General features: G+C 73.0%; 19 protein-coding genes and 1 pseudogene. 12 read left to right on the top strand and 8 right to left on the bottom strand.

Annotation, left to right across the window (positions count from 1 at the left end; genetic code table 11):
* Window positions 1-136 precede the first annotated feature (136 nt).
* Window positions 137-688, bottom strand: coding sequence for a DUF1707 and FHA domain-containing protein (locus ACZ516_RS32690; RefSeq protein WP_361077167.1), 552 nt, complete (start codon window positions 686-688; stop codon window positions 137-139).
* A 144-nt stretch (window positions 689-832) separates the two neighbouring features.
* On the opposite strand from ACZ516_RS32690, the gene treZ reads away from it, so the two are divergent.
* Window positions 833-2578, top strand: coding sequence for a malto-oligosyltrehalose trehalohydrolase (gene treZ, locus ACZ516_RS32685; protein WP_469013276.1), 1746 nt, complete (start codon window positions 833-835; stop codon window positions 2576-2578).
* Window positions 2579-2583: 5 nt separating this feature from the next.
* Here treZ and ACZ516_RS32680 read toward each other — a convergent pair whose 3' ends face one another.
* The 3 genes from ACZ516_RS32680 to cyc2 form a co-directional block, all read right to left on the bottom strand.
* Window positions 2584-3762, bottom strand: coding sequence for a serine hydrolase domain-containing protein (locus ACZ516_RS32680; protein WP_469013274.1), 1179 nt, complete (start codon window positions 3760-3762; stop codon window positions 2584-2586).
* Between the two features lie 199 nt (window positions 3763-3961).
* A complete protein-coding gene (locus tag ACZ516_RS32675) occupies window positions 3962-4630 on the bottom strand; it encodes a PDZ domain-containing protein (RefSeq protein WP_469013271.1) in 669 nt (222 codons plus the stop codon).
* 100 nt (window positions 4631-4730) lie between these two features.
* Entirely contained in the window at window positions 4731-6896 is a 2166-nt protein-coding gene (gene cyc2, locus ACZ516_RS32670; RefSeq protein ID WP_469013269.1) for a germacradienol/geosmin synthase Cyc2, read from the bottom strand.
* Window positions 6897-7257: 361 nt separating this feature from the next.
* Here cyc2 and ACZ516_RS32665 point away from each other — a divergent pair.
* From ACZ516_RS32665 to ACZ516_RS32625, 9 genes and pseudogenes are all read left to right on the top strand, one after another.
* Window positions 7258-8025 (top strand): annotated as a pseudogene (locus tag ACZ516_RS32665) (alpha/beta fold hydrolase); the annotation flags it as partial.
* A 386-nt stretch (window positions 8026-8411) separates the two neighbouring features.
* Window positions 8412-9683 carry a cytochrome P450 gene (locus ACZ516_RS32660; RefSeq protein WP_469013268.1) on the top strand — a complete coding sequence of 424 codons (1272 nt, stop codon included), beginning with the start codon at window positions 8412-8414 and terminating at the stop codon, window positions 9681-9683.
* Window positions 9684-9761: 78 nt separating this feature from the next.
* Complete coding sequence (locus ACZ516_RS32655) at window positions 9762-11054, top strand: DUF1266 domain-containing protein (RefSeq protein WP_361077149.1); 1293 nt, start codon at window positions 9762-9764, stop codon at window positions 11052-11054.
* A gap of 197 nt (window positions 11055-11251) precedes the next feature.
* Entirely contained in the window at window positions 11252-12292 is a 1041-nt protein-coding gene (locus ACZ516_RS32650) for a LacI family DNA-binding transcriptional regulator (protein ID WP_358587195.1), read from the top strand.
* Window positions 12289-13872 (top strand): sugar ABC transporter ATP-binding protein, encoded by a 1584-nt coding sequence (locus tag ACZ516_RS32645; RefSeq protein ID WP_469013265.1) that lies wholly within the window; start codon window positions 12289-12291, stop codon window positions 13870-13872. The genes ACZ516_RS32650 and ACZ516_RS32645 overlap by 4 nt, the downstream gene beginning before the upstream one ends.
* Window positions 13862-15808 (top strand): ABC transporter permease/substrate-binding protein, encoded by a 1947-nt coding sequence (locus ACZ516_RS32640; protein ID WP_469013262.1) that lies wholly within the window; start codon window positions 13862-13864, stop codon window positions 15806-15808. The genes ACZ516_RS32645 and ACZ516_RS32640 overlap by 11 nt, the downstream gene beginning before the upstream one ends.
* A gap of 53 nt (window positions 15809-15861) precedes the next feature.
* Window positions 15862-16821: a ribokinase gene (locus ACZ516_RS32635; RefSeq protein ID WP_358587203.1), complete on the top strand. Its 960-nt coding sequence runs from the start codon at window positions 15862-15864 to the stop codon at window positions 16819-16821.
* Window positions 16818-17207 carry a D-ribose pyranase gene (rbsD, locus tag ACZ516_RS32630; RefSeq protein ID WP_358587205.1) on the top strand — a complete coding sequence of 130 codons (390 nt, stop codon included), beginning with the start codon at window positions 16818-16820 and terminating at the stop codon, window positions 17205-17207. The genes ACZ516_RS32635 and rbsD overlap by 4 nt, the downstream gene beginning before the upstream one ends.
* Window positions 17208-17417: 210 nt before the next feature.
* Window positions 17418-18722, top strand: coding sequence for a M28 family peptidase (locus ACZ516_RS32625; protein ID WP_469013260.1), 1305 nt, complete (start codon window positions 17418-17420; stop codon window positions 18720-18722).
* Window positions 18723-18777: 55 nt separating this feature from the next.
* Here the strand turns inward: ACZ516_RS32625 and msrB are convergent, their stop codons facing one another.
* The 4 genes from msrB to ACZ516_RS32605 all read right to left on the bottom strand — a co-directional run bounded on the left by msrB (window position 18778) and on the right by ACZ516_RS32605 (window position 22178).
* Window positions 18778-19185, bottom strand: a complete 408-nt coding sequence (msrB, locus tag ACZ516_RS32620; protein WP_358587209.1) for a peptide-methionine (R)-S-oxide reductase MsrB — start codon at window positions 19183-19185, stop codon at window positions 18778-18780.
* 21 nt (window positions 19186-19206) lie between these two features.
* The gene (gene murC / locus ACZ516_RS32615; protein ID WP_361077127.1) at window positions 19207-20610 is read right to left on the bottom strand and encodes a UDP-N-acetylmuramate--L-alanine ligase; all 1404 of its coding nucleotides are present in this window, start codon (window positions 20608-20610) and stop codon (window positions 19207-19209) included.
* Between the two features lie 152 nt (window positions 20611-20762).
* Window positions 20763-21236 carry an indole-3-glycerol phosphate synthase gene (locus ACZ516_RS32610; protein ID WP_361077124.1) on the bottom strand — a complete coding sequence of 158 codons (474 nt, stop codon included), beginning with the start codon at window positions 21234-21236 and terminating at the stop codon, window positions 20763-20765.
* Window positions 21237-21368: 132 nt separating this feature from the next.
* On the bottom strand, window positions 21369-22178 hold the full coding sequence (locus ACZ516_RS32605) for a pyrimidine reductase family protein (protein ID WP_469013257.1): 810 nt from the start codon (window positions 22176-22178) through the stop codon (window positions 21369-21371).
* 36 nt (window positions 22179-22214) lie between these two features.
* Between ACZ516_RS32605 and zapE the strand changes: the two genes are divergently transcribed.
* Together zapE and ACZ516_RS32595 are read left to right on the top strand one after the other, a co-directional pair.
* Entirely contained in the window at window positions 22215-23303 is a 1089-nt protein-coding gene (zapE, locus tag ACZ516_RS32600) for a cell division protein ZapE (protein WP_358587217.1), read from the top strand.
* Between the two features lie 61 nt (window positions 23304-23364).
* The gene (locus ACZ516_RS32595; RefSeq protein ID WP_469013255.1) at window positions 23365-24726 is read left to right on the top strand and encodes an alkaline phosphatase PhoX; all 1362 of its coding nucleotides are present in this window, start codon (window positions 23365-23367) and stop codon (window positions 24724-24726) included.
* Window positions 24727-24839 lie beyond the last annotated feature (113 nt).

The raw sequence follows: 24839 nt of genomic DNA, 5'->3' as shown, positions 1-24839 counted from the left end.
CGTGGGCGGGTGAGGGCCGCGTCGGCGTGAGCGGGTGAAGGCCGCGCATGCGTGAGCCGCGCGGGCGTGAGCGGCCGAAACGATTCAGCCCGTACGTCCGCACAGCGCCGGTCTGGCGGCGCCGGGGCTCACCGGTTCAGTTCGTGGCGAGCCGGAAGGCCATCCGGCCGAAGCTCACCAGGTCGCCGTCCTGGACGAGGGCGGCGCCGACGACCCTGCGGCCGTTGACCGACGTACCGTTGGTGGAGCCGAGGTCGCGCAGCACCCACATGCCGCCCTGGCGGCGCAGCTCGGCATGGACGCGGGAGACCGTGTCGTGGCTGAGCCGCAGGCCGTTGGCCGGGTCGCGGCCGATCCGCAGCGGATAGGGACTGTCCGGCGAGGGCAGCAGCAGCTTCGGCAGCCGCTCGGCCTGCCAGGCCCTGCGCAGCTTCACCGTGAACCCGGACACCGCCTCCACGCCGCCGAGGACCCGGCGCGCCCAGCGTCCCTCGGTGCGCAGGTCGGCGGTGAGGGCGGCCAGTTCGTCGGGCCTGCGGGCGGCGAGCACCAGCTCCATGCGCCGCACGAAGGTGTCGTGCGAGAGCCTGCCGACGGCCGCGCCCTCCTTGAGTGCGTCCAGCGCCCGGTCGCGCTCGGCGTCCGTCACCCGCGCGGGGTAGGTGGAGAACTCGAAAGAGGATGTCACCAGCTGATTGTCGGGCAACGCCACCCCGGGTGTCCAGAATGGGCCGGGCGGCGGCCGATCGATCTCTTCCGCCCACGGACAGGGCACTTCTGACGCACCATGGGACGCAGGTGTGACGACGGACAGCGGACGAGGGGAACGTCGGTGAGGTTCGAGGTGTGGGCACCCGAGGCGGAGCAGGTCACGCTGGAGTGCGCGGGCGCCCCGCGCGCCATGGAGCGCGACGAGGAGCGCGCGGGCTGGTGGACGGCGGAGGCGGCCGCCGAGGACGGGACGCGCTACGGCTTCTCGCTGGACGGCGGCCCGCTCCTGCCCGACCCGCGCTCGCGGCGCCAGCCCGACGGCCCCGACGGCCTGAGCGCGGTGGTCGACCAGGGCCGCCACATGTGGCGGGTTCCCTGGGCCGGGCGCGGGGTGCGGGAGGCGGTCCTGTACGAGCTGCACGTGGGGACGTACACCCGTGAGGGCACGCTCGACGCGGCGGCGGGCCGGCTCGGGCACCTCGCCGAGCTGGGGATCACCCATGTGGAGCTGATGCCGCTGTGCCCCTTCCCGGGGCGGCACGGGTGGGGGTACGAGGGGGTGTCGCTGTGGGCCGTGCACGAGCCGTACGGCGGCCCCGAGGCGCTGAAGCGCTTTGTCGACGCGGCGCACGGACACGGCCTCGGCGTCGTCCTGGACGTCGTCCACAACCACCTGGGCCCGTCGGGCAATTACCTGCCGGCGTTCGGCCCGTACTTCACCGAGACGCACCAGACACCGTGGGGCGCCGCGGTCAACCTGGACGCGCCGGGGTCGGACGAGGTGCGCGCCTTTCTGGTGGGCAGCGCGCTGGCGTGGCTGCGGGACTACCGCCTGGACGGGCTGCGGCTCGACGCGGTGCACGCGCTGCGGGACACGCGCGCGTGCCACTTCCTGGAGGAACTCTCCGCCGCCGTCGACTCCTTGGCGAAGGAGCTGGGCAGGCCGCTGTCGCTGATCGGCGAGTCGGACCAGGGCGACCCCCGGCTCGTCACCCCGCGCGCGAGCGGCGGCCTGGGCCTGCACGCGCAGTGGAACGACGACTTCCATCACTCGCTGCACACCGCGCTGACGGGTGAGGCGCAGGGTTACTACGCGGATTTCGCGCGCGCCCCGCTGGCCGCGCTGGCCAAGACGATGACGCGCGGCTTCTTCCACGACGGGACGTACTCCTCGTTCCGGGGCCGCGCCCACGGCCGGCCGGTGGACCGTGCCCGCACGCCCGCCCACCGCTTCCTCGGCTACGCGCAGACCCACGACCAGATCGGCAACCGCGCGCAGGGCGACCGGCTCGCCGCCACGCTGTCCCCCGGGCTGCTGGCGTGCGCCGCCGCGCTGACGCTCACGGGCCCCTTCACGCCGATGCTGTTCATGGGCGAGGAGTGGGGGGCCACGACGCCCTGGCAGTTCTTCACCGACCACACCGATCCCGAGCTGGCCGAGGCGGTGCGCCGGGGCCGGCGCCGGGAGTTCGCGGCGCACGGCTGGGCGGAGGAGGACATCCCCGACCCGCAGGACCCGGCCACCCGTGAGCGGTCCTGCCTCAACTGGTCGCAGCCGGAATCCGGCGACCACGCGCGTCTGCTGGCCTGGCACCGCGAGCTGATCTCCCTGCGGCGGGCCCGAGCCGACCTGATGGACGCCGACCTGGCGGCGGTACGGGTCGCCTACGACGAGCAGGCACGCTGGTTCGCCTTCCGGCGCGGGGACCTGAAGATCGCCGTCAACCTCGGCGACGAGCCCGCCGCCGTCCCCCTCGGGCACAACCACGCGCGCGTGCTCGCCGCCTGGGACCCGGTCGAACCGCCCGGCGCGGACGGCACACTGCGGCTGCCCGCCGCGTCGTGCGCCGTCCTGGGCGTCGCCTGAGTCGCCTACGGGGTGTGGCAGAACTCCGCCTCGATCACCGCGTGGCTGTCCCCGGACCAGTCCCCGTTGAAGTTGAAGGCCAGCGAGTGGCGGCCGTCGGCCGTCGTGACCGCCTCCGAGGTCCAGCCGGTGATGCCGCCGTGGTGCCCCCAGACCGTGACGCCGCAGCTCAGCTCGCGCTCGGCCAGACCCAAGCCGTAGCGGACTTTGGGGAGCCCCTTGGCCTCGACGGTCGTCTTCATCTCGGCCAGCTGCTTCTTGGGCAGCAGCTCGCCGCGCAGCAGGGCCGAGTAGAAGCGGTTCAGATCGGCGGCCCCGGAGATGATGTCGCCCCCGCCCCCGGCGCGTGTCGGGTTCAGTTCCGTGACGTCGTGGCTCGGGCCGTCGGTGGACTCGGCGAGCTTCGCATAGGCCCGGCTGCTCGGCCGGGGCACCCGGGGGTTCGTACCGGGGACGGAGGTGGCGCGCAGGCGGAGCGGTGTGATGATGCGGCGGCGGATCTCCTCTCCGTACGGGTTGCCGGTGGCCTTCTCGATCACCATCGCGGCCAGGGAGTAGTTGGTGTTCGAGTACTGCCAGGAACTGCCCGGCGTGAAGTAGGGCTTGTTCGCCATGGCGTACTTCACGTGCCGGTCGAGGGCGACCGTGTCGTAGCGGGTTTTGTAGAAGGCGTCCTTGAGGATGTACGTCCGCACGAACTCCTCGTCGTCGCGGTAGTTGAAGATGCCGCTGGTGTGGTTGAGGAGCTGGCGGAGGGTGATCCGACGGCCGTCGTGGAGGTTGCCCCGGACCACTCCGGGCAGCCATCTGTCGACCTTGTCGTCCAGGGACAGCCGGCCCTCCGCCTCCAGCTGGAGCAGCACGGTGGCGACGAAGGTCTTGGTGATGCTGCCGACCCGGTAGTGCTCGCCGGCCGAGCGCGGCCGCCCCGTCCTGAGGTCGCCGACACCCGACGTGCCCTTCCAGGTGCCGTATGTGTCATTCACCTGCCCGACGACGCCGGGAACGCCGTCCTTCACAGCAGCGTCCATCGCTTCCCGTGTCGCACTGTGGTCGCCGGTGGCCGACCCGGAGACGGGGGTGGGGGCGGGGGCGGGGGCGGCCAGTGCGTCGGCCGCGAGCGATGTCGCGGTGAGAGCGACAGCTCCCACCAGTCCGAGGCGCAGGCTGCGGAGTGCTCTCATGAGTCGGTACGTCCTTCGGTCGAGGATCGTTGATCTCCGAGGGAAGGGACACGGCGGCCGACGAGCGGGTTGCCTGTCACTGAGCGGGTTGAGCGCTTTTGAGCCTTGTCGGGGACCAGGACGACATCCTCGGCGGATCGGCGGCCGCGTCCGTCCCCGGGCGGCCGGCGGCCGCCCCCGCCCGTGCCGGGCCCGGCGTTCAGGTCACGACGCCCGGTCTGGCGCCGAGGTACTGGCGCCGCCCGTCCTGGTGGCGGACCGTCAGTGTCAGGGGCCTGCCGGGGTGTGCGGCGGCGACCGCCGACGCGAGGCGGGCCGCCGAATCGACGCGGGCCCCGCCGACCGCGAGCAGCGTGTCGCCGCGCAGGAGCCCCGCCGTGTGGCCGGGGCCCGGGACGCGCACGCCGACGACCAGGGCGCCCGGGCCGGCGGGGGCGTCGACGGCCTCGATGCCGAGGGTGGCGGACCCGGCCGGCCTCGCGTGCCCGGCGCCGGGCTCGGGGGCGGCCCCCGGCTTCGGCGCTTCGGGAGCGGCAGCCCGCTGTGGCACGGGCGCGGCCTGCCGGGTCTCGGCGAGGTCGGCCATGCTGACGACGCCCACGCCGACCGCACCGGCACCGACCGCGCCGATGCCGATCCCCGCGAGCACCAGGAGCACCGCGAGGAGCAGGCCGGACAGCACGGCCGCCGGCCGCCTCCCGCGGCGCCCGACGGCATGCGGCCGGTGACCCGGTCCAAGGTGCTCGGCGGGGTCGGGCCACGGGCTGTGGCCGGGGTGGTCGCCGGGGGCCCGGCGGGGGTGGTCACCGCTGCTCGGGCCGGAACTGCGGCCCGGCATCGGCTTGGGACGCAACGCGGTCTGGTCCATGGCTCGCCTCCGGCTCCTGCCTACCCGGCGCGACCCGTCGGCGATGCCTCACGAACGGGTGACGTCACCCCCGCTCACGCCGGGCCGACCGGCCGGGCCGTCAGCGCGACCCGGCGATCGAGGGGACCCGGGGCGCGCGATCGGGCAGGAAGCCGTGCGCCCTGCGGGCCAGGTCCTGCGCACCGTAGCGACGGCAGCCGGCGTGCCAGTTGAGGATGCCCGCCAGCCAGTTCTGCAGCTCCGTGACATAGCCGTCCATGACGGCGCGCCCCTCCGCCGTGAGCCCGAAGTCCTCGTACAGGACGGGGAACTCGTGCGCGGCGACGTGCTGGAACTGGCGCATGCGCTGCCTCATCAGGTCGTGGATGACCTTCAGCCCGGTCGGGTAGTCGCAGCCGAAGAAGTTCTGCACGACCAGGATTCCGTTGTGCACCTCGCCCTCGTACTCGATCTCCTTCTGGTACGAGAAGACGTCGTTGAGGAGCATCGCGTAGTCCATGGCCGCGTTCTCCAACGACCGCACGGGGCCGCTGCGGTAGACCTCCGGCGGCACGGCGGGGCCGTGGCCCATCCGGCACAGGCTCATCGTCAGCTCGGAGCCGAAAGTGGCGCGGCGCATCTCCAGATAGTCGACCGGGTCGGGGATGCGGTTCTGCAGCTGGTTGGCCAGCTCCCACAGCCAGCTCTCCGTCATGACCACCACGGTCCGGCGCGTGGTGCGCCGCTGCTCCGGGGTCATGTCCTTGGTGGTGCGGGCCCACAGGTCGGCGAGGCCGCGCTCCATGGCGTTGACGGGGACAGTGGTCGGGCCACCCTCCACCGGCATGCACCCGGCGAGGCGCTCCGTGCAGATCTTGGCCGCGGCGAGGTCGCGGCGGTGGCCGAAGACCAGGGGGTAGTAGTCGTCGCCGTAGGTGCCCCAGGCCAGCCACTGCGAGCTGAGGTCGAGAGCCTCCGCGCTGCCGTCCGGACCGATTCCGGCCGCGCAGAGCGGGAGGTCGTACGCGTCGAGCTTGTCCTCGTCCCAGACGCCCTCCGCCAGGATGCCCATCGCGTGCGACCAGGCGGTGAGCCGGGGGCGCGCGCCGGCCAGGTGCGGGTTGAGCCGCAGCGGGAAGGGCATGTCGAAGTCGGGCAGGATCGAGGGGCCCACCTTCTGGAACGGGATGTGGGTGTAGGAGCGCAGCCGCTGCGCCCCGGCGGCCGCGAGCAGCGCGCCCATGTCGGCGGCGGAGGTGCCGAGGCCGGTGGGCCCGGCGAGCGGCGAGGTGCTCAGCGCGCCCTCGTTCATGTACCGGCTGGAGCGCAGGTGCCATTCGTGGCCGCCCGACTGCCAGTCCTGGAGCCCCCGGGTGTAGGCGGCGACCGCCGCGACCTCGGCGGGGGTGAGGCCCTTCTCCAGGGCGAGGGCGGGCACTTCGGTGAGCGCCGTGTGCTCGAACTGGTGCAGGCGCGAGGTCAGGACGTCGTTGACGATGTCGGCGGCCCGCTGGGTCGTGCAGTCGAAGAAGGTCTCCAGGACGAGCACGCCGTTGCTCAGCTCGCCCTCGTCCTGGACCTCGCGCTGGTACGAGAACAGGTCGTTGCGCAGGTGGACGGCGTCCGAGAAGGTCTCCATGAGCACGCGCAGCGGCCTGGAGCCGGCGACGGCGGCGGGGACCTCGGCCGTCGCGTACTCGACGAGGCCCGCCGACCAAGGAGCGCCGCCGACCTTGCGGCGCATCTCGATGTACTCGACGGGGTTGGCGATCCGCCCCTCGTTGATGTTGGACAGCTCCCACAGGGACTCGTTCAGAAGGTGCTCGGTGGACTCGGCGAAACGGCGGCGCCAGTCCGCGGACATCGCGGGCACGGTGCGCGCCCACAGGTCGGCGAGGCCCGCCTCGACCGGGTTCCGCGGCTCGGGCAGGGGTGTCGCGAGGTCCATCGGCATGAAGAGGGGGAGCCGGTCCAGGTGGGCCTTTCCTGCGGCGCGGTCCTGGCTGCGTTTGTACATGTCCAGGAAGTGGTCGTCGAAGAAGAAGACCCACACGTACCAGTCGGTGATCAGCGACAGCGCGGGGCCGTCGCAGTCGGGGTGGGTGTACGCGCACAACAGGCCGTAGTCGTGCGCGTCGAGGTCGCTCTGCTCCCAGATGCCGGAGCCCTCCAACATGCCCATGTCGCGCGCCCACTTCGCGGAGTGCGCGCGCGCCTCCTCCAGGTGGGGATTGAGCCGTGCGGGATACGGCATGTAGAAGTGCGGCAGTTCGAACGGCTGCGTCATGGCCCGGCCCTACCCCTGGTCCGGCTCCGCCATCCGGGTGGGGGCACATGATCGCACCATCGCGTGAATCGGAGGCGCGCCGGAGCGCGCAGGGGGCGCACGGGGCTGGAAGGCCCCGTGGAGGCGTACGAGGGGTACGAGGCGTAACGCCGCGGGGGTCGCGGGGGACGCGGACGCGCCGGTCACCCGCCCCGGTGTCTGATCTCGTGGCGCCAGGCGGTGCGCACCGGGTCACGTGGCCCCGGGCCCGGAACGCGCGCGGTCGCGTGGCGCCCTTGCGTGGGCCGGGAGTTGGGGTCACCGTGGTCGCGGGCCGACGCCGTCCGGCGCCGGCCGGCGCGTGCCGGCGATCGGAGTCGATGTGGCCTCCTTCCTGCTCCCCCACACCCTGCTCGGCGACGGGCCGCACAAGGTGATCGCGGTCCACGGCTGGTTCGCGGACCGGTCCGCGTACGACCCGGTGCTCGCGGATCTCGACGGCGGGGCGTTCCAGTACGCGCTGGTGGATCTGCGCGGGTACGGCGAGGCCCGGAGCGCGGTCGGCTCGTACACCACCGGTGAGGCCGCCGACGACGTGCTCGAACTGGCCGACCGGCTCGGGTGGGAGCGGTTCTCGCTGGTCGGCCACTCGATGGGCGGCAGCGTCGCCCAACGGGTCCTGGCCGCCGCCGGGCACCGGGTACGGCGCCTCGTCGGTGTGTCTCCCGTACCCGCGTCGGGTCTGCGGATGCCGCCGGAGCAGTGGGAGTTGTTCGCCTCCGCGGCGCACACGCCGCAGAGCCGGCGCGCCATCATGGACTTCACCACGGGCGGCGTACGCCCCGGCGCCTGGCTGGACCGCATGGTGGACCGCTCCCTCGCGGTCAGCGACGCCAAGGCGTTCCGGGCGTGGCTGGACTCCTGGGCGGGCGACGACTTCCACGCCGAGGTGGCGGGCTCGCCCGTGCCCGCGCTCGCCGTGACCGGCGCGCTCGACCCGGCGCTCTCGGCGGACCTCATGCGGGACACGTGGCTGCGGGCGTACCCCCGAGGAGAAGTGACCGAACTGCCGGGAGCCGGGCACTACGCGATGGACGAGGTGCCCCTGGAGCTGATCCGCACGGTGGAGGACTTCCTACGGGCGGACGCGGACACTGGCGCGGGCGCCGAGGGAGGTACGGACGTGGACGCGAGCGCCGGTGGAAGTACCGACGCGGGCGCAGGTGGAGGCACGGGCGCGGACGCCGGCGCCGATGGAAGTGCGGGCACGGTCGCAGGCGGAGGCACCTACGCGGACACGGACGCAGGCGGGGGCGTGGACGCGGGCGCGGGCGCGGGTGGAGGCACGGACGCGGACGCCGGTGGAAGTACGGACGCCGGCACCGATGGGAGTACGGACGCGAGCGCAGGTGGAGGCACGTACGCGGACGCCGGCACCCTGGGAGGTGCGGACCCGGGCGCCGGTAAGAGTACGGACGCCGGCGCCGATGGAGGTACGGGCGCGGGCCCGCGCCCGGAGCGCGGGGCTTCCGGCGTATGAGTGGGCGCAGCGCCCCCGCCCCGCCCGTCCCCGACGTCTTCGATCCCCGGCTGTACGCGGACGGGGTCCCCCATGACCGCTACCGCGTGCTGCGCGATCACCACCCCGTGGCCTGGCAGGAGGAGCCCGGGGTGCTGGGCTGGCCCGCGGGGCCCGGCTTCTGGGCGGTCACCCGGCACGCCGATGTCGTCCGCGTCCTGAAGGACCCGGCCACCTTCTCCTCGCACCTGGGCGCGACCCAGATCCGCGACCCCGCGCCCGACGACCTGCCGTTCATCCGCCGCATGATGCTCAATCAGGACCCGCCGGACCACGGCAGGCTGCGCCGGCTGGTCAGCCGGGCGTTCACGCCGAAGCGGGTGGCGCGCTTCGAGGCGGGGGCGCGCGAGCGGGCCCGTACGTCGCTCGCGGCCGCCCTGGACCGGGCCCGCGCGGGCGACGGCACCTTCGACGTCGTCACCGAGGTCACCGACGACTACGCCCTGCTCAACCTCGCCGACCTGCTGGGCGTCCCGCCCGAGGACCGCGGCCTCCTGCTGCACTGGACGCGGCGCGTCATCGGCTACCAGGATCCGGACGAGGCCGCCCCGACGGCGATTGGACCCGACGGCGCGCCCGTCGACCCGCGTTCGCCCGCGATGCTGGGCGACATGTTCGACTACGCGCGCACCCTCGCCGCGTACAAGCGCGAGCGCCCCGGCGACGACGTCCTCACCACCCTCGCCACCGACCCCGAACTCGACGGCCCCGAACTGGAGATGTTCTTCTTCCTGCTCACCGTCGCGGGCAACGACACCGTGCGCAGCGCCGCGCCGGGCGGGCTGCTCGCGCTGGCCGGCAGCCCCGGTGAGTGCGCGCGGCTGCGCGAGGGCACGGCCCCGATCGCCGCGGCCGTGGACGAACTGCTGCGCAGCCAACCGCCGGTGCTCAGCTTTCGGCGCACCGCCACCCGTGACACGGTGCTCGCGGGGACACCGCTCGCGGCCGGGGACAAAGTCGTCGTCTTCCACGCCTCCGCGCACCACGACGAGCGCGTCTTCACCGATCCGCACCGCCTGGACCTGTCCCGCGCGCCCAACCCCCATGTGGCGTTCGGCGAGGGACCGCACGTCTGCCTCGGCGCGCACTTCGCCCGCCTGCAACTACGCGTGTTCCACGAGGAGGTGGCCCGCGCCCTGCCCCGGCTGCGCCTCGCCGCGCCGCCGCGGCGGCTCGTCTCGCACTTCATCAACGGCCTGAAGTCGCTGCGCCTGGAGCTGCCCGCGTAGGGTGCAAGATCCATTCGCGTGTCCCACGACGGAACCGGGACGCGCACCCCCGACAGACCCGGAAGCGGAGAGCCAAGGATGCACGCGGCGGCCGAGGCCGAGGACGAGTTCCACGACGAGATCTTCCCCTTCGTGCCCGCGCCGGAGGACGGCAGCCGCTGGCAGGCCCCCGCCGACCTGGAAGAGCAGCTGTACGAACTGTGCGAGGCCGACGACGCGTACGCCTACCTGCGGGCCGTCGCGGTGGCGGGCCTGTACCGGCCGGTGGCGCTGCACGGGAAGGACGCCGGGGCGGACGCGAGCCCGCTGCTCACCGTCGACCTGCCGGACGGCCGCAAGGCGGCGCAGGTGTACACGTCGGGGCTGCTGCCGCGCCCGCACCCCGCGGTGGTCTACGAGTTCGTGACGCTCGGCGCGCTCGCCGAGGGCTGCCCCGACGACGTGGACATCCTGGTGGTCAACGCGGCGACGCCGTGCGAGCAGTACTACCTGACCACCGACGAGGAGCGGCAGGTCTGGACCGACCTGCACGAGCGCCACCACCGGGACGGCGGCCTCGGCGACCGCATCGAGACCCGCCGCACCGGGGCGCCCCCGCCCGGCCCGCTGCTGCACGGCCTCGCCTGCGGCGCGCACCTGTGCTTCGCCAACGGCGACCCCTGGAACACCCTCGACTGGCACGGCGCGGGCCACCACAACGAGGTGGGGCGCCTCGCGGAGTCCTGGGGCGTGCACGGCCGCGAGCAGTGGCTGGCCACCCAGGAGCGGCTGCTCACCCGCGAAGTCAGCCCCTGGTACTGGGACTTCGTCCTCGGCGCCCGTCTCGCGGTGCTGGCCGAGGTGGGGCCGCGGCTCGACCCCGAGCGGTGGCGGGAGTGCGTCGAGGTGACGCTGCGCAACCGCGTCGTGGAGACCGGCGGCCCCGACACCCCGCACCGGCCGGGCGACGACCCGGAGCTGGACGACTTCGTCACCGCCATGCGCGGCCTGGTCGGCAAGATCCTGCGCTACGAGGCGCGCTTCCGCGCCGACGGACTGCTGGCCCCCGACGGTTTCGTGCGTTCCGTGGCGGCCTGGGACCTCGGCCGCGCCTCCAAGATGGCCCGCTGGGGGCGGGGCGCCCGCTACGCGACCGAGGCGGAGCTGCGCGCCGCCGTCGAGCGGACCTCGCACGCCGCGCGGGCCGCGTACTCCTCGTGGGAGGAGTTCTCGGCGGGGTACGTCCTGGGCCGCTGCCTCCACTTCGACGAGGAGTCGTTCGGCTCCTGGTACACGGATGTGCTGCACGCCCACCGCGCCCTGACGACGGACCCGGACAGCCCGTGGCTGACGGTGCCGTTCGAGCCGGCCGAGGGGTCGAGCCGGATGTGAACCCGCCCTCGGCCCGCCCTGGCGACGGGCCGAGCACGCGGTTCTCCTGACGCGCGCCGGGCACCGGGACAGCCCCCCGAGCCCGCCTCGCGCCCTTGGTCACGATCAGGTCTCACTGCCCTGCGCCTCTTGCCACACCCCCGTGTAATCGATTCCAATCCTCCGTGTAATCGATTCCACAAGGAGGTGGACCGACGATGGCTTCCAGCTCGGTGAGCATCAAGGACGTCGCGGCCGAGGCCGGGGTGTCCGTCGCCACCGTGTCGCGGGTGCTCAACAGCCACCCCTCGGTCAGCCCCGGGTCCCGCGCCCGCGTGGTCGCCGCCGTGGAGGCGCTCGGCTACCGGCCCAACGCCGTCGCCCGGTCGCTGCGCACCGACCAGACCCGCACCCTCGGCCTGGTCATCAGCGACGTGCTGAACCCGTACTTCACCGAGCTGGCCCGCTCCGTGGAGGAGGCGGCCCGCGCGCTCGGCTACAGCGTGATCATCGGCAACGCCGACGAGCGGCCCGAGCTCCAGGACCACCACGTGCGGACCCTGGTGGACCGGCGGATCGACGGGCTCCTGGTCTCCCCCACCGACGGCGGCTCCCCGCTGATGCTGGACGCGGTGCGCGCCGGCACCCCGATGGTGTTCGTGGACCGCTGGATCCCCGGCGTGGACGTCCCCGTCGTCCGCTCCGACGGGCGGCAGGCCGTCCGGGACCTGGTCGCCCATCTGCACGGCCTCGGTCACCGCAGGCTCGCCATCATCGCGGGCCCGGCCGCCACCACCACCGGCAGCGAGCGCGTGGAGGCCTTCCGCGAGGCGCTGCGCGAGCACGGCATCGCCCTGCCCGAGACCTACATCGGCCAGGGCGACTTCCAGGCCGACAGCGGGCGCCGGGCCACCGAGCGCTTCCTGGCGCTGCCCGAGCCGCCCGAGGTCGTCTTCGCCGCCGACAACCTGATGGCGCTCGGCGCCCTCGACGCGATCCGCGCGCACGGCCTGCGCGTCCCGCACGACATCGGGCTCGCGGCCTTCGACGACATCCCCTGGTTCGTGCACACCGACCCGCCGGTCACCGCCATCGCCCAGCCGACCGCCGAGCTGGGCCGGGCCGCCGTGCACGCGCTGATCGACCGGATCGAGGGCAGGACCCCGAGGTCCGTGACCCTGCCCGCCCGCCTCGTCGTGCGCCGCTCCTGCGGTGCGGGCGCCGCCGAGGACACCTCCGTACGAAGGAGCAACCCGTGAGCGACCAGGACGAGTTGCTGCGCATCGAAGGCATCCGCAAGACGTTCCCCGGCGTCGTCGCGCTCGACCGCGTCGACTTCGATCTGCGGCGCGCGGAGGTGCACGTCCTGCTCGGCGAGAACGGCGCGGGCAAGAGCACGCTCATCAAGATGCTCTCCGGCGCCTACCGCCCCGACAGCGGCCGCATCGTCGTGGACGGCGAGGAGGTACGCATCCACGGCGCGCAGGACGCCGAACGGCTCGGCATCGCCACCATCCACCAGGAGTTCAACCTGGTCCCGGATCTCACCGTCGCCGAGAACATCTTCCTGGGCCGCCAGCCGCGCCGCTTCGGCATGATCGACCGCAAGAGGATGGAGGCCGACGCCGAGGAGCTGCTGCGGCGGGTCGGCGTGCGGGTCTCGCCCCGCGCCAAGGTGCGCGAACTGGGCATCGCCCGGCTCCAGATGGTCGAGATCGCCAAGGCGCTGAGCCTGGACGCGCGCGTGCTCATCATGGACGAGCCGACCGCCGTGCTCACCTCCGAGGAGGTCGACAAGCTCTTCTCCATCGTGCGCGCCCTGCGCGCGGACGGCGTCGGCATCGTCTTCATCACCCACCATCTGGAGGAGATCGCCGCGCTCGGCGACCGCGTCACCGTCCTGCGGGACGGCCGCAGCGTCGAGCAGGTGCCCGCCTCCACCCCGCAGGAGGAACTCGTCCGGCTCATGGTCGGGCGCAGCATCGAGCAGCAGTACCCGCGGCTACGGCCCGACGTCGGACCGCCGTTGCTGTCGGTGGCCGGGCTCACCCGGGACGGCGTCTTCCACGACGTCGGCTTCGAGGTGCGGGCCGGTGAGGTCGTCGGACTCGCGGGGCTCGTGGGCGCGGGGCGCACCGAGGTGGCGCGCGCCGTCTTCGGCGCCGACCCGTACGACGCGGGGCGCGTCGAGGTGGGCGGCGAGCGGCTGCCCCGCCATGACGTGAACGCCGCGATGGGCGCGGGCATCGGGCTCGTACCGGAGGACCGCAAGGGTCAGGGCCTGGTCCTGGACGCCTCCGTGCGGGAGAACCTCGGCCTGGTCACGCTGCGTTCGGCGACCCGGGCCGGGCTGGTGGACCTCAAGGGCCAGGCGCGGGACGCCGCCCGGATCGCCGAGCAGCTGAAGGTGCGCATGGCCGGGCTCGGCCAGCACGTGCGGACGCTGTCCGGCGGCAACCAGCAGAAAGTCGTCATCGGCAAGTGGCTGCTGGCGGACGTCAAGGTGCTGATCCTCGACGAGCCGACGCGCGGCATCGACGTCGGCGCGAAGGTGGAGATCTACCAGCTGATCAACGAGCTGACGGCCTCCGGGCACGCGGTCCTGATGATCTCCAGCGACCTGCCCGAGGTGCTCGGCATGAGCGACCGGGTCCTGGTCATGGCGCAGGGCCGGATCGCCGGCGAGCTGAGCGCCGCCGAGGCGACCCAGGACGCGGTGATGGCCCTCGCCGTCACCGCCGCGTCCCCCATGGACGTACAGAAGGAACCCGTGGACGTACGGAACGAATCCGTGGACGTACGGAACGAAGAAGAAGCGGAGGGCTCCCGTGGCCACTGAAACCCTGAAGCGCGACGCGGGTGGCGCACCGGCGCTCCGCCGGGTCCTGCTCGACAACGGCGCGCTGAGCGCCCTGATCGTGCTGGTCGTGGCGATGTCGCTGCTCTCCGGCGACTTCCTCACCACCCAGAACCTGCTCAATGTCGGTGTCCAGGCCGCCGTGACGGCCATCCTCGCGTTCGGCGTCACGTTCGTGATCGTCTCGGCGGGCATCGACCTGTCGGTCGGCTCGGTCGCCGCGCTGTCGGCCACCGTCCTCGCCTGGACGGCCTCCTCGCAGGGGCTGCCGGTCTGGCTCGCGGTCGTCCTCGCCGTCGCCACGGGCGTCGCGTGCGGCTTCGTCAACGGCGCGCTCGTCTCGTACGGGAAGCTGCCGCCGTTCATCGCGACGCTCGCGATGCTGTCGGTGGCCCGCGGCCTGTCCCTGGTGATCTCGCAGGGCAGCCCGATCCCGTTCCCCGAGTCGGTCTCGCACCTGGGTGACACGGTGGGCGGCCGGCTGCCGGTCCCCGTCGTCGTGATGGTCGTGATGGGCCTGCTGACGGCCCTGGTCCTCGGACGCACGTTCATCGGCCGCTCCATGTACGCGATCGGCGGCAACGAGGAGGCGGCGCGCCTGTCCGGGCTGCGCGTCAAGCGCCAGAAGCTCGTCATCTACGCCCTCTCCGGTCTCTTCGCGGCCGTCGCCGGCATCGTGCTCGCCTCCCGCCTCGTCTCCGCGCAGCCGCAGGCCGCGCAGGGCTACGAACTCGACGCCATCGCGGCGGTCGTCATCGGCGGCGCGAGCCTCGCGGGCGGTGTCGGCAAGGCGTCCGGCACGCTCATCGGCGCGCTGATCCTCGCGGTGCTGCGCAACGGCCTCAACCTCCTGTCGGTGTCGGCCTTCTGGCAGCAGGTCGTGATCGGCGTCGTCATCGCGCTGGCGGTCCTGCTCGACACGCTGCGCAGGCGGGCCGGGGCGACTCCGGGTGCCTCATCGGGCGCGGGCGGAGGGATACGGGGCAAGGGGCCGCAGGCGGCCAAGTACGCGGTGGCCGCCGTGGTCGTGGCGGCCGTGGTCGGCGCGGTGTCCTTCTTCAACTCCGGCTCCTCGGGCACGTCGACGAAGCTCGGCATGTCGCTGTCCACCCTCAACAACCCCTTCTTCGTGCAGATGAAGGAGGGCGCGCAGGCCGAGGCCGAGAAGGCGGGCGTCGACCTGACCGTCACCGACGCGCAGAACGACGCCTCCCAGCAGAGCAACCAGCTGCAGAACTTCACCGGCGAGGGCGTGAAGGCCGTCATCGTCAACCCGGTGGACTCCGACGCGGCGGGCCCCGCCGTGCGCGCCGCCAACAAGCAGGACATCCCGGTGGTCGCCGCCGACCGCGGCGTCAACAAGGCGACGACGGCCACGCTCGTGGCCTCCGACAACGTGGCGGGCGGCAGGCTCGCCGCGAAGACCCTCGCCGCGAAGCTCGGCGGCAAGGGCAAGGTCGTCGTCCTCCAGGGCACGCCGGGCACCTCCGCGAGCCGCGAGCGCGGCCAGGGCTTCGCCGAGGGCATCAAGGCGTACCCCGGCATCGACGTCGTCGCCAGGCAGCCCGCGGACTTCGACCGCACCAAGGGCCTGGACGTCATGACGAACCTCCTCCAGTCCCACAAGGGCGTGGCCGGCGTCTTCGCCGAGAACGACGAGATGGCGCTCGGCGCGGTCAAGGCGCTCGGCGACAAGGCGGGCCGGACGGTGCCGGTGGTCGGCTTCGACGGCACCCCCGACGGTCTGAAGGCGGTCGAGGCGGGCACGCTGTACGCGTCGGTCGCGCAGCAGCCCAGGGAGCTGGGCAGGATCGCCGTGGAGAACGCCGTCCGGGCGGCGCGCGGCAAGAAGGTCCGGGAGACGGTGAAGGTGCCGGTGAAGGTCGTCACGTCGAAGAACGTGCAGGATTTCTCCTGAGCGCTCCGCAACAGCGCCGCGCAGCATCACCGTACGAAAGCAGGAAGCAGCACATGAACGACGACAACGCCGGCCGCACGGGCGGCGCGGACCACGAACTGCTGGTCGTGGGCTCCGCCAACGCCGACCTGGTGGTCGGTGTGGAGCGCCGTCCGGCGCCCGGCGAGACGGTCCTCGGCTCGGACCTCGCCGTCCACCCGGGCGGCAAGGGCGGCAACCAGGCGGTGGCCGCCGCCCGGCTCGGCGCCCGTACGGCCCTGCTCGCCCGGGTCGGTGACGACGCCCACGGCAGGCTCCTGCTGGACGCGCAGCGCGCGGCCGGGGTGGACACCGCCGGGGTGCTGGTGGGCGGCGCGCCCACCGGTGTCGCGCTGATCACGGTCGACCCCTCGGGCGACAACAGCATCGTGGTCTCGCCCGGCGCCAACGCGCGTCTGACGCCCGAGGACATCCGCGCGGCGGGCGGCCTGCTCGCGGCGGCCCGGGTGGTCTCCACCCAGCTGGAGATCCCCCTGGAGACGGTCGCCGAGGTCGTCCGCACGCTGCGGCCCGGCGCCCGGTTCGTCCTGAACCCCTCGCCGCCGGCCCCGCTGCCCGCCGAAGTCCTCGCCGCCTGCGACCCGTTGGTGGTCAACGAGCACGAGGCGCGGGTGATCCTCGGCGAGGACGCCGGACAGACCCCGGAGGACTGGGCGCGCGGGCTGCTCGCGCTCGGACCCCGGTCGGTCGTGATCACGCTGGGTTCGGCGGGCGCGCTCACCGCGGACGGCTCGGACGTCGTACGCGTACCGAGCCCGAAGGTCGACGCGGTGGACACCACGGGGGCCGGTGACGCCTTCACCGCCGCGCTCGGCTGGCGTCTCGGCCTCGGCGAGGACCTGGCGACGGCGGCCGGCTACGCGGTACGGGTGGGCTCCGCGGCGGTCACCCGCAAGGGTGCGCAGGACTCCTACCCGACGGCCGCGGAGCTGGCGGAACGGGCGCCGGACACCTCGGAGGGCTCGTCGCGGTGAAGAAGTCCGGCATCCTCAACCGCGCCCTCTGCGGCGCCCTGGCCGAGCTGGGCCACGGCCACACGGTCCTGGTCTGCGACGCGGGCATGCCGATCCCGCGCGGGCCACGCGTGGTGGACCTGGCCTTCCGCGCCGGGGTGCCCGCCTTCGCGCAGGTCCTCGACGGTCTGCTCGCCGAGCTGGTGGTGGCGGGCGGGACGGCCGCGCGGGAGGTCCAGGAGGCGAATCCGGAGACGGCGCGGCTGCTGCGGGAGCGCGTCCCGGCGCTCGGTCTGGTGCCGCACGAGGAGCTGAAGCGGCTGTCGGCCGAGGCCCATCTGGTGGTCCGCACCGGGGAGGCCCGGCCGTACGCGAATGTGCTGCTGCGCTGCGGGGTCTTCTTCTGACGGCCTGACCTCCTTGCCCCCCTCGGCGGCCACTTGTCCGTTATCTGAACGTCGCTTCCCGATTTCTGACCGGTTTCCCCCCTTGACGGAAAGTCGACCCACCCGGAACATCAGGCAACGCACAGCTCCAAAGGCGCCCCGCGGCACCCGCGTCGCAGGGCGCCTCGTACGTTCCGTCCCCACTTCTGTTCGGAATCCGGAGCCCCACCCATGACATTCCTCAGACGGGCGGCCGCCTGCGCCGCCACCCTGGCCGTCGGCGGCCTGCTCGCCACCGCCGCGCCCACGGCCCTCGCGGCCCCCGCCCCGACGCTCGCGGCGCCCGACATACCGCTCGCCAACGTCAAGGCGCACCTCGCCCAGTTCCAGTCCATAGCCACGGCCAACGGCGGCAACCGCGCCCACGGCCGCCCCGGCTACAAGGCCTCCATCGACTACGTGAAGGGCAAGCTGGACGCGGCCGGATTCACCACCACCGTCCAGCAGTTCACGTCCAGCGGCACCACCGGGTACAACCTCGTCGCGGACTGGCCGGGCGGCGACCCCGACAAGGTCCTGATGGCGGGCGCGCACCTCGACAGCGTCTCCGCGGGCCCCGGCGTCAACGACAACGGCTCGGGCTCGGCCGGCATACTGGAGACGGCGCTCGCTGTCTCCCGCGCGCAGCTGAAGCCGACGAAACACCTGCGGTTCGCCTGGTGGGGCGCCGAGGAGCTGGGCATGGTCGGCTCCCGCTACTACGTGAACAACCTCCCGACGGCGGAGCGTTCCAAGGTCAGCGGCTATCTGAACTTCGACATGATCGCCTCGCCGAACCCCGGCTACTTCGTCTACGACGACGACCCGACCATCGAGAAGACCTTCAAGGACTACTACGCGGGTCTGAACATCTCCACCGAGATCGAGACCGAGGGCGACGGCCGCTCCGACCACGCCCCGTTCAAGAACGTCGGCATCCCGGTCGGCGGCCTGTTCAGCGGGGCCGAGCGCGCCAAGTCCAGCGCCCAGGCCCAGAAGTGGGGCGGCACGGCCGGCCAGGCCTTCGACCGCTGCTACCACTCGTCCTGCGACACGACGGCGAACATCAACGACACGGCCCTGGACCGCAACAGCGACGCCATCGCCCACGCCGTCTGGCAGCTCGGCACGGACACCCCCGTCCCGCCCGGTGACAGCTACGAGAACACCGCGGACGTCGCCATCCCGGACAACGGCGCGGCGGTGACCTCGACGGTGAACGTGGCCGGCCGCACCGGCAACGCCCCGGCCACCCTCAAGGTCGACGTCGACATCCGCCACACCTGGCGCGGTGACGTGGTCGTCGACCTGCTGGCCCCCGACGGCACGGCGTACCGCCTGAAGAACTCCAGCAGCAGCGACTCGGCGGACAACGTCATCGCGGCGTACACGGTCGACGCGTCCAGCGAGAGCGCCAACGGCGCCTGGAAGCTGCGGGTGCAGGACGTGGCGGCGCAGGACACGGGTTACATCAACAGCTGGAAGCTGACCTTCTGAGGTCGGTGCCCCGCGGGACGCGCCTCGCCCGCGGGGCCGCCCCCACCCCCGCCGATCAGCCCTCGTCCGGCGTGAGCCGCAGCGAGATGCTGTTGATGCAGTACCGCTGGTCAGTGGGCGTGGGATAGCCCTCGCCCTCGAAGACGTGCCCGAGGTGCGAGCCGCAGCGCGCGCACCGCACCTCGGTGCGCACCATGCCGTGCGAGGTGTCCTGGATCAGCTCGACCGCGTCGGTGTCCTTCGGGTCGAAGAAGCTCGGCCACCCGCAGTGCGACTCGAACTTCTCCGCCGAGGTGAACAGCTCCGCGCCGCACGCGCGGCAGGAGTAGACGCCCTTGGTCCTGGTGTCCGTGTACTCGCCGACGAAGGCGGGTTCCGTGCCGGCCTGGCGCAGCACCGCGTACTCCGAAGGGGTCAGCTCCGCGCGCCACTGCTCGTCCGGCTTCTCGACGTCGTACGACATGGGTGAGGTCCCCTTCGCTTCTTACTTGGACAGCTCGGCCAGGATGTGCGGGCCGAGGTCGGTGACATCGCCCGCGCCCATGGTGAGAACAAGATCGCCGGGCCTCGCCATTCCCGCGACCGCCGCGACCGCCGCCGCCTTGTCCGGGGCGGCCGTGACCTCGGCGCCCGCCGCGCGGGCCGCGTCGATGATCAGGGCGCTGGTGACGCCGGGGACCGGGTCCTCGCGGGCCGGGTAGATGTCCAGGACCACGGAGGAGTCGGCGAGGGCGAGGGCCTGGCCCATCTCGGTGCCCAGCTCCTGGGTGCGCGAGAAGAGGTGCGGCTGGAAGAGCACGAGGATGCGGGAGTCGCCGGCGGCGGAGCGCATGGCCTCCAGGTCGGCCGTCATCTCGGTGGGGTGGTGCGCGTAGGAGTCGATGACCTGGACGCCCGCGGCCTCGCCCTTGAGCTGGAGGCGGCGCTTGACGCCGGTGTAGGAGCCGAGCGCGGAGGCGAGGTTGTGCGCCGGGATGCCGAGGGCGATGCCCGCGGCGAGGGCGGCGACGGCGTTGTTCGCGTAGTGACGGCCGGGCACGGACACCTGGAAGGTCAGGAACTTGCCGTTCAGGACGACCGTGACCTCGCTGGCGAGCCCGCGCGCGGTGATCTTGTGGATGCGCAGGTCGGCGGTCTCGGACTCGCCGTACGTGACGATCTTCGGCCCGCCGAGGTCCCGCACGCGCTTCGTCAGCTCGACGGCGCCGTGCTGGTCCGCGGAGATGACGAGGGTGCCGCCGGGCACGACCTTGCCCGCGAAGATCTCGAACGACTCGTAGATCTCGTCCATCGAGGCGTAATTGGCGTGGTGGTCCAGCTCCACGTTGAGGACGATGGCGACCTCGGGCGCGTACTTGTGGAAGCTGCGGTCGCTCTCGTCGGCCTCGGCGACGAAGATGTCGCCCTCGCCGTGCAGCGCGTTCGATCCGGGCACGTCCAGGTCGCCGCCGATCGCGTACGACGGGTCGAGGCCGAGGGTGGCGAGCGTGACGGCGAGCATCGACGTCGTCGTGGTCTTGCCGTGCGTGCCCGCCACCGCGATCGGGCGCAGGCCGTTCATCAGGGAGGCGAGGGCGTCCGAGCGGTGCACGACGGGGATGCCCAGCTCGGCGGCGCGGGCCAGCTCGGGGTTGTCGGCGCGGATCGCGGAGGAGACGACGACGCAGCTCGCGTCGTCCGCGAGGTGCGCGGCGGCGTGCCCGATGTGGACCGTGGCGCCCAGCGCGCGCAGCGCCTCGGCCGTGGCGGACTCCCGGGCGTCACTGCCCGCGACCTTGGCGCCGCGCTGCGCGAGGATCTTGGCGATGCCCGACATGCCGGCGCCGCCGATGCCGATGAAGTGCGGTCGGTCCATGTCGGCCATGGACTGGGGCAGGCCGGGTGCCATGCGTGTGTCTCCCCTGGTGGTGCGACGAGAGTCGCGTTCGTACGACGGTGAACGGCCCCCAGCCTATTGCCTGCGTGGGCGGCCGCATCGCGCGCCGCCGGGGGCGGACCGATGACCCGCGGACCGGACGACCCGCCCGCCCGGCGGAGCGCTCAGGCCTCGCTGTGCGAGAACAGCTTCAGCACCGGCACGCCCACCTTGTGGCGCGCCCGCGAGGCCCAGTCCCGGTGGAAGAACTCCTCCACGTAGTGGGGGTCGGTCAGCACGATCACCTCGTCGGCCGCCACCTCGTCCACGAGGCCCTTCAGCGCGTCCAGCGGGTGATCCTCGATCAGCCGCCCCCCCGCCTCGCAGCCCGCGGCCCGCAGCGCCGTCAGGGAGACGTTCAATGCCTGCTCGCCGGGGCCGGCCGCGTCCGCGCCCTCGGGGGTCTCGCCCTCGCGCGCCGCCTCGTCGAGCTCGCCGAGGGCGACGTCGTCGATGGCCCGCAGCAGGCGGTCCGCCTGGTCGCCGCGGGGCTGGAGCAGCACATGGAAGGTGACCGGCTCGTCCCCGTGCAAGGTGGTGACGAACTCCACGTCGGCGGACGTCAGGGCCTTCTCGATCATCAATACGCTTGTGAACACGACAGGCGCCCTTCTCCTCCGTTGGCCGTCCTGAGGCCCGTGCGGAAACCATCCTGCCCCGTGGCCGCACGGGATCTGCGAGATCTAGTGTGCCCGGCGCGAGCCAAACGGAACGGCTGATTCCGCTGATTGTCAGCTACGACGGTATCGGGTGAAGAGGAACCCGTCCTCCTCCAGTACGGACGCCAGTACGAATTGATCGGGTTCGGCCAGTACGGGCCCGCCCGCGATCCGCTGCGCGTCCCCGGCCGTGAGCATCGGCGAGATGGTCAGGCACAGCTCGTCCAGCACCTCGGCCGCCACGAACTGCCCGAGCAGCCGCGGGCCACCCTCGGTGAGCAGCCGGGTGAGTCCCCGCTCGGCCAGGGCGGGCGCCACGCGCGCGGGGTCCACCGTCGCCCCCTCCCCCGCGACCAGCACGACGGCGCCCGCCCGCTCGGCGGCGGCGACCTTGTCGGCGGGCGCGGCCGCCCCCGTCAGCACGAGGGTCGGCGTCAGCGGCTCCGTGAAGAGCGGGAGCGAGAAATCCAGGTCGAGGCCGGCGCTGACGACCGCGACGGCGGGCGCCGCGGTCTGACCGGCGGCGGCCCGGCGGGCGGCGAAGGCCTCCCGCGCGCGGGCCGGGCGGTACCCCTCCAGGCGAACCGTTTCCGCACCGACGATCACGGCGTCGGCGAGAGCGCGCAGGGTGCCGAAGATCCGCATGTCGGTGGGGTTGGAGATCGGCCGGGAGCGGCCCTCGTGCTGGGCGGCGCCGTCGAGCGTGGAGACCATGTTGGCGCGCAGCCAGGTGGCCGCCCCGGTGGAGGCCCCGGCGGGGTAGGCGTAGGCGTCGGCCAGCTCGTCCAGGCTCCACTCCTGCGGGTCCGTGGTGTCCGGATCCGCCGACTGGTCGGCCGGGCGGTCGGCTGTCTGGTCGGTCACAGGGAACAGGCGTCGCATGTCCGCAGTCTCGCATGCCCCTTAAGCTGAGGAACCGTGCCCTCCTCCACCGCCGCCCACGGGCCCGATCCCCTGGCCGAAGTGACTCCGCTGTCCCTGTGCGCCCGCCGGCCCCACGTCCCCGCCGACCGGCTGGTCGCCGAGATGGTGCCGCCGCCGCGCTTCGACGCGGTCCGCTTCGACACCTACATCCCGGACCCGAACCAGCCCAGCCAGAGCGAGGCGGTCCGCGTCCTGAGCGGCTTCGCGGCCGGCCTCGGCGGCGCGCACGCCTCCGGCGCCGGCAAGAAGCGGTGGTTCCAGCGGAAGGCCGCGGCCCCCACCGGGCCCCGCGGTGTCTACCTCGACGGGGGCTACGGCGTCGGCAAGACGCACCTCCTGGCCTCCCTGTGGCACGCCACGCCCGCCGCGCCCGAGCAGAAGGCGTTCGGCACGTTCGTGGAGCTGACGAACCTGGTCGGCGCGCTCGGCTTCCAGCAGACGGTGCGCACCCTCAGCGAGCACCGGCTGCTCTGCATCGACGAGTTCGAGCTGGACGACCCGGGGGACACGGTGCTGGTGTCCTCGCTGCTCGCCAAGCTCGTCGAGCAGGGCGTGGCGCTGGCCGCGACGTCGAACACGCTGCCGGGCAAGCTCGGCGAGGGCCGGTTCGCCGCCACCGACTTCATGCGCGAGATCCAGGGCCTGTCCGCGCACTTCAAGGCGTTGCGCATCGACGGCGAGGACTACCGCCACCGGGGTCTGCCGCAGGCTCCCGCCCCGTACTCGCAGGAGCAGGTCACCAAGGCGGCGTACGCCACCGAGGGCGCCTCGCTCGACGACTTCCCGCACCTGCTCGCCCACCTGGCCGAGGTCCACCCGAGCCGGTACGGCGCGCTGACCGACCAGGTCAGCGCCGTGTGCCTGACGGACGTCACGCCGGTGCCCGACCAGTCGACCGCGCTGCGGCTCGTGGTGCTGGCCGACCGGCTGTACGACCGGGAGGTGCCGGTGCTCGCCTCCGGTGTGCCCTTCGACCGGCTCTTCAGCGAGGAGATGCTGAACGGCGGCTACCGGAAGAAGTACTTCCGGGCGATCTCGCGGCTCACGGCACTCGCCCGCGACGCCAAGGGTCTCGTGCACTAGTCGGAGCGCGTGGTACACACATCCGGTCACATTCCTGTCCGCCAGCAGGAGGTTGCCCGTCATGTCTGCCACTCGACGTCAGGTTCTCGCCCGTTCCGGGGCGGTGGGCGCCACCATCGCCTTCACCGGCGCTCTCTCGGAACTCTTCGCGGGCACCGCCGCCGCCCACGGGAAGGCCGGTTACGGCCCTCTCGTCCCCGACCCCAAGGGTCTGCTCGATCTGCCGAAAGGTTTCCGCTACCGGGTGCTCTCCCGCGAGGGCGACCGGCTCCGCTCCGGTGAGGGCACGGTGCCCGGCAACCACGACGGCATGGCCGCCTTCCGGGGCGAGCGCGGGGGCGTCCGCCTCGTGCGCAACCACGAGAACCGCGTCACGGCCAAGACCGCCGTGCCCACGGTCGAGGGGCTCACCTACGACCCGGCGGCCAAGGGCGGCTGTACGACGCTCTCCCTCGACGCCAGGAACGGCGTCCTGGACGAACGGGTGGGGATCGCCGGGACCGCCGTCAACTGCGCGGGCGGCCCGACCCCGTGGGGTACCTGGCTGACCTGCGAGGAGACCGAGGACAGGGCCGGCACGAACGGCTACACCAAGGACCACGGCTTCATCTTCGAGGTCGACCCGGTGGACCCGCGCCGCACCGGCGCGGTGCCGCTCACCGCGATGGGCCGCTTCCAGCACGAGGCGATCGCCGTGGACCCCGGGCGCGGCATCGTCTACGAGACCGAGGACGCCTTCCTCAAGCCCTTCGGCCTCTTCTACCGCTTCCTGCCGGACAGGCCCAAGGGCGGCCGGGGCTCGCTGCGCGCGGGCGGCCGGCTCCAGGCGATGCGGGTGCCGGGCGCGCCGGACCTGTCCTCGATCCAGGAAGCGGGCGCGAGCTTCGACGGCGTGGAGTGGGTGGACGTCCCCGACCCGCTGGCCGCGCAGACGCCCATCCGCCTCCAGGACTTCGGCCCGAAGGGCATCACGCACGCCCAGAAGCTGGAGGGCTGCTACTGGGGCGGCTCCTGCGTCTACTTCGTCTCGTCCTTCGCCCGCAGGACGGACGGCTCGGCGGGCGACCACTTCGGGCAGATCTGGCGCTACGACCCCGCCCGGCGCCGCCTCACCCTGGTGATCGTCTTCGGCCCGGGCACGGACGTCCAGCTGCCCGGCGACTCCCCCGACAACATCTGCCTCGCGCCGGCCGGCGGCCTGATGGTGTGCGAGGACGGCGACGGCGCCCAGTACGTCTACGGCGTCACCCGGCGCGGCGAGGTCTACGCGATGGCCCGCAACCGCCAGACCATCGGCGCCCCGGACAAGCCCGAGTGGGGGGAGTTCGCGGGCGTCACGTTCTCCCCCGACCACGACACGATGTACGTCAACTGCTACACGCCCGGCACGACGTTCGCCGTGACGGGCCCGTGGCACCGGTGAGTTGACGGTGCGTCAGGTCTAGGGCGTGTTTCGAAAGTAGCGTCGTCCGCCCGCAGGGCGGGCCTGGCGGCGTCTGGTGCGTGCGCTCGCAAGGCGGAGGGTCGCCCCGATAC

Source organism: Streptomyces sp. NPDC034037 (assembly GCF_055575715.1).
Note: the sequence above shows the minus strand (reverse complement) of the source record. Positions and strands in the feature narration are given on the sequence as shown.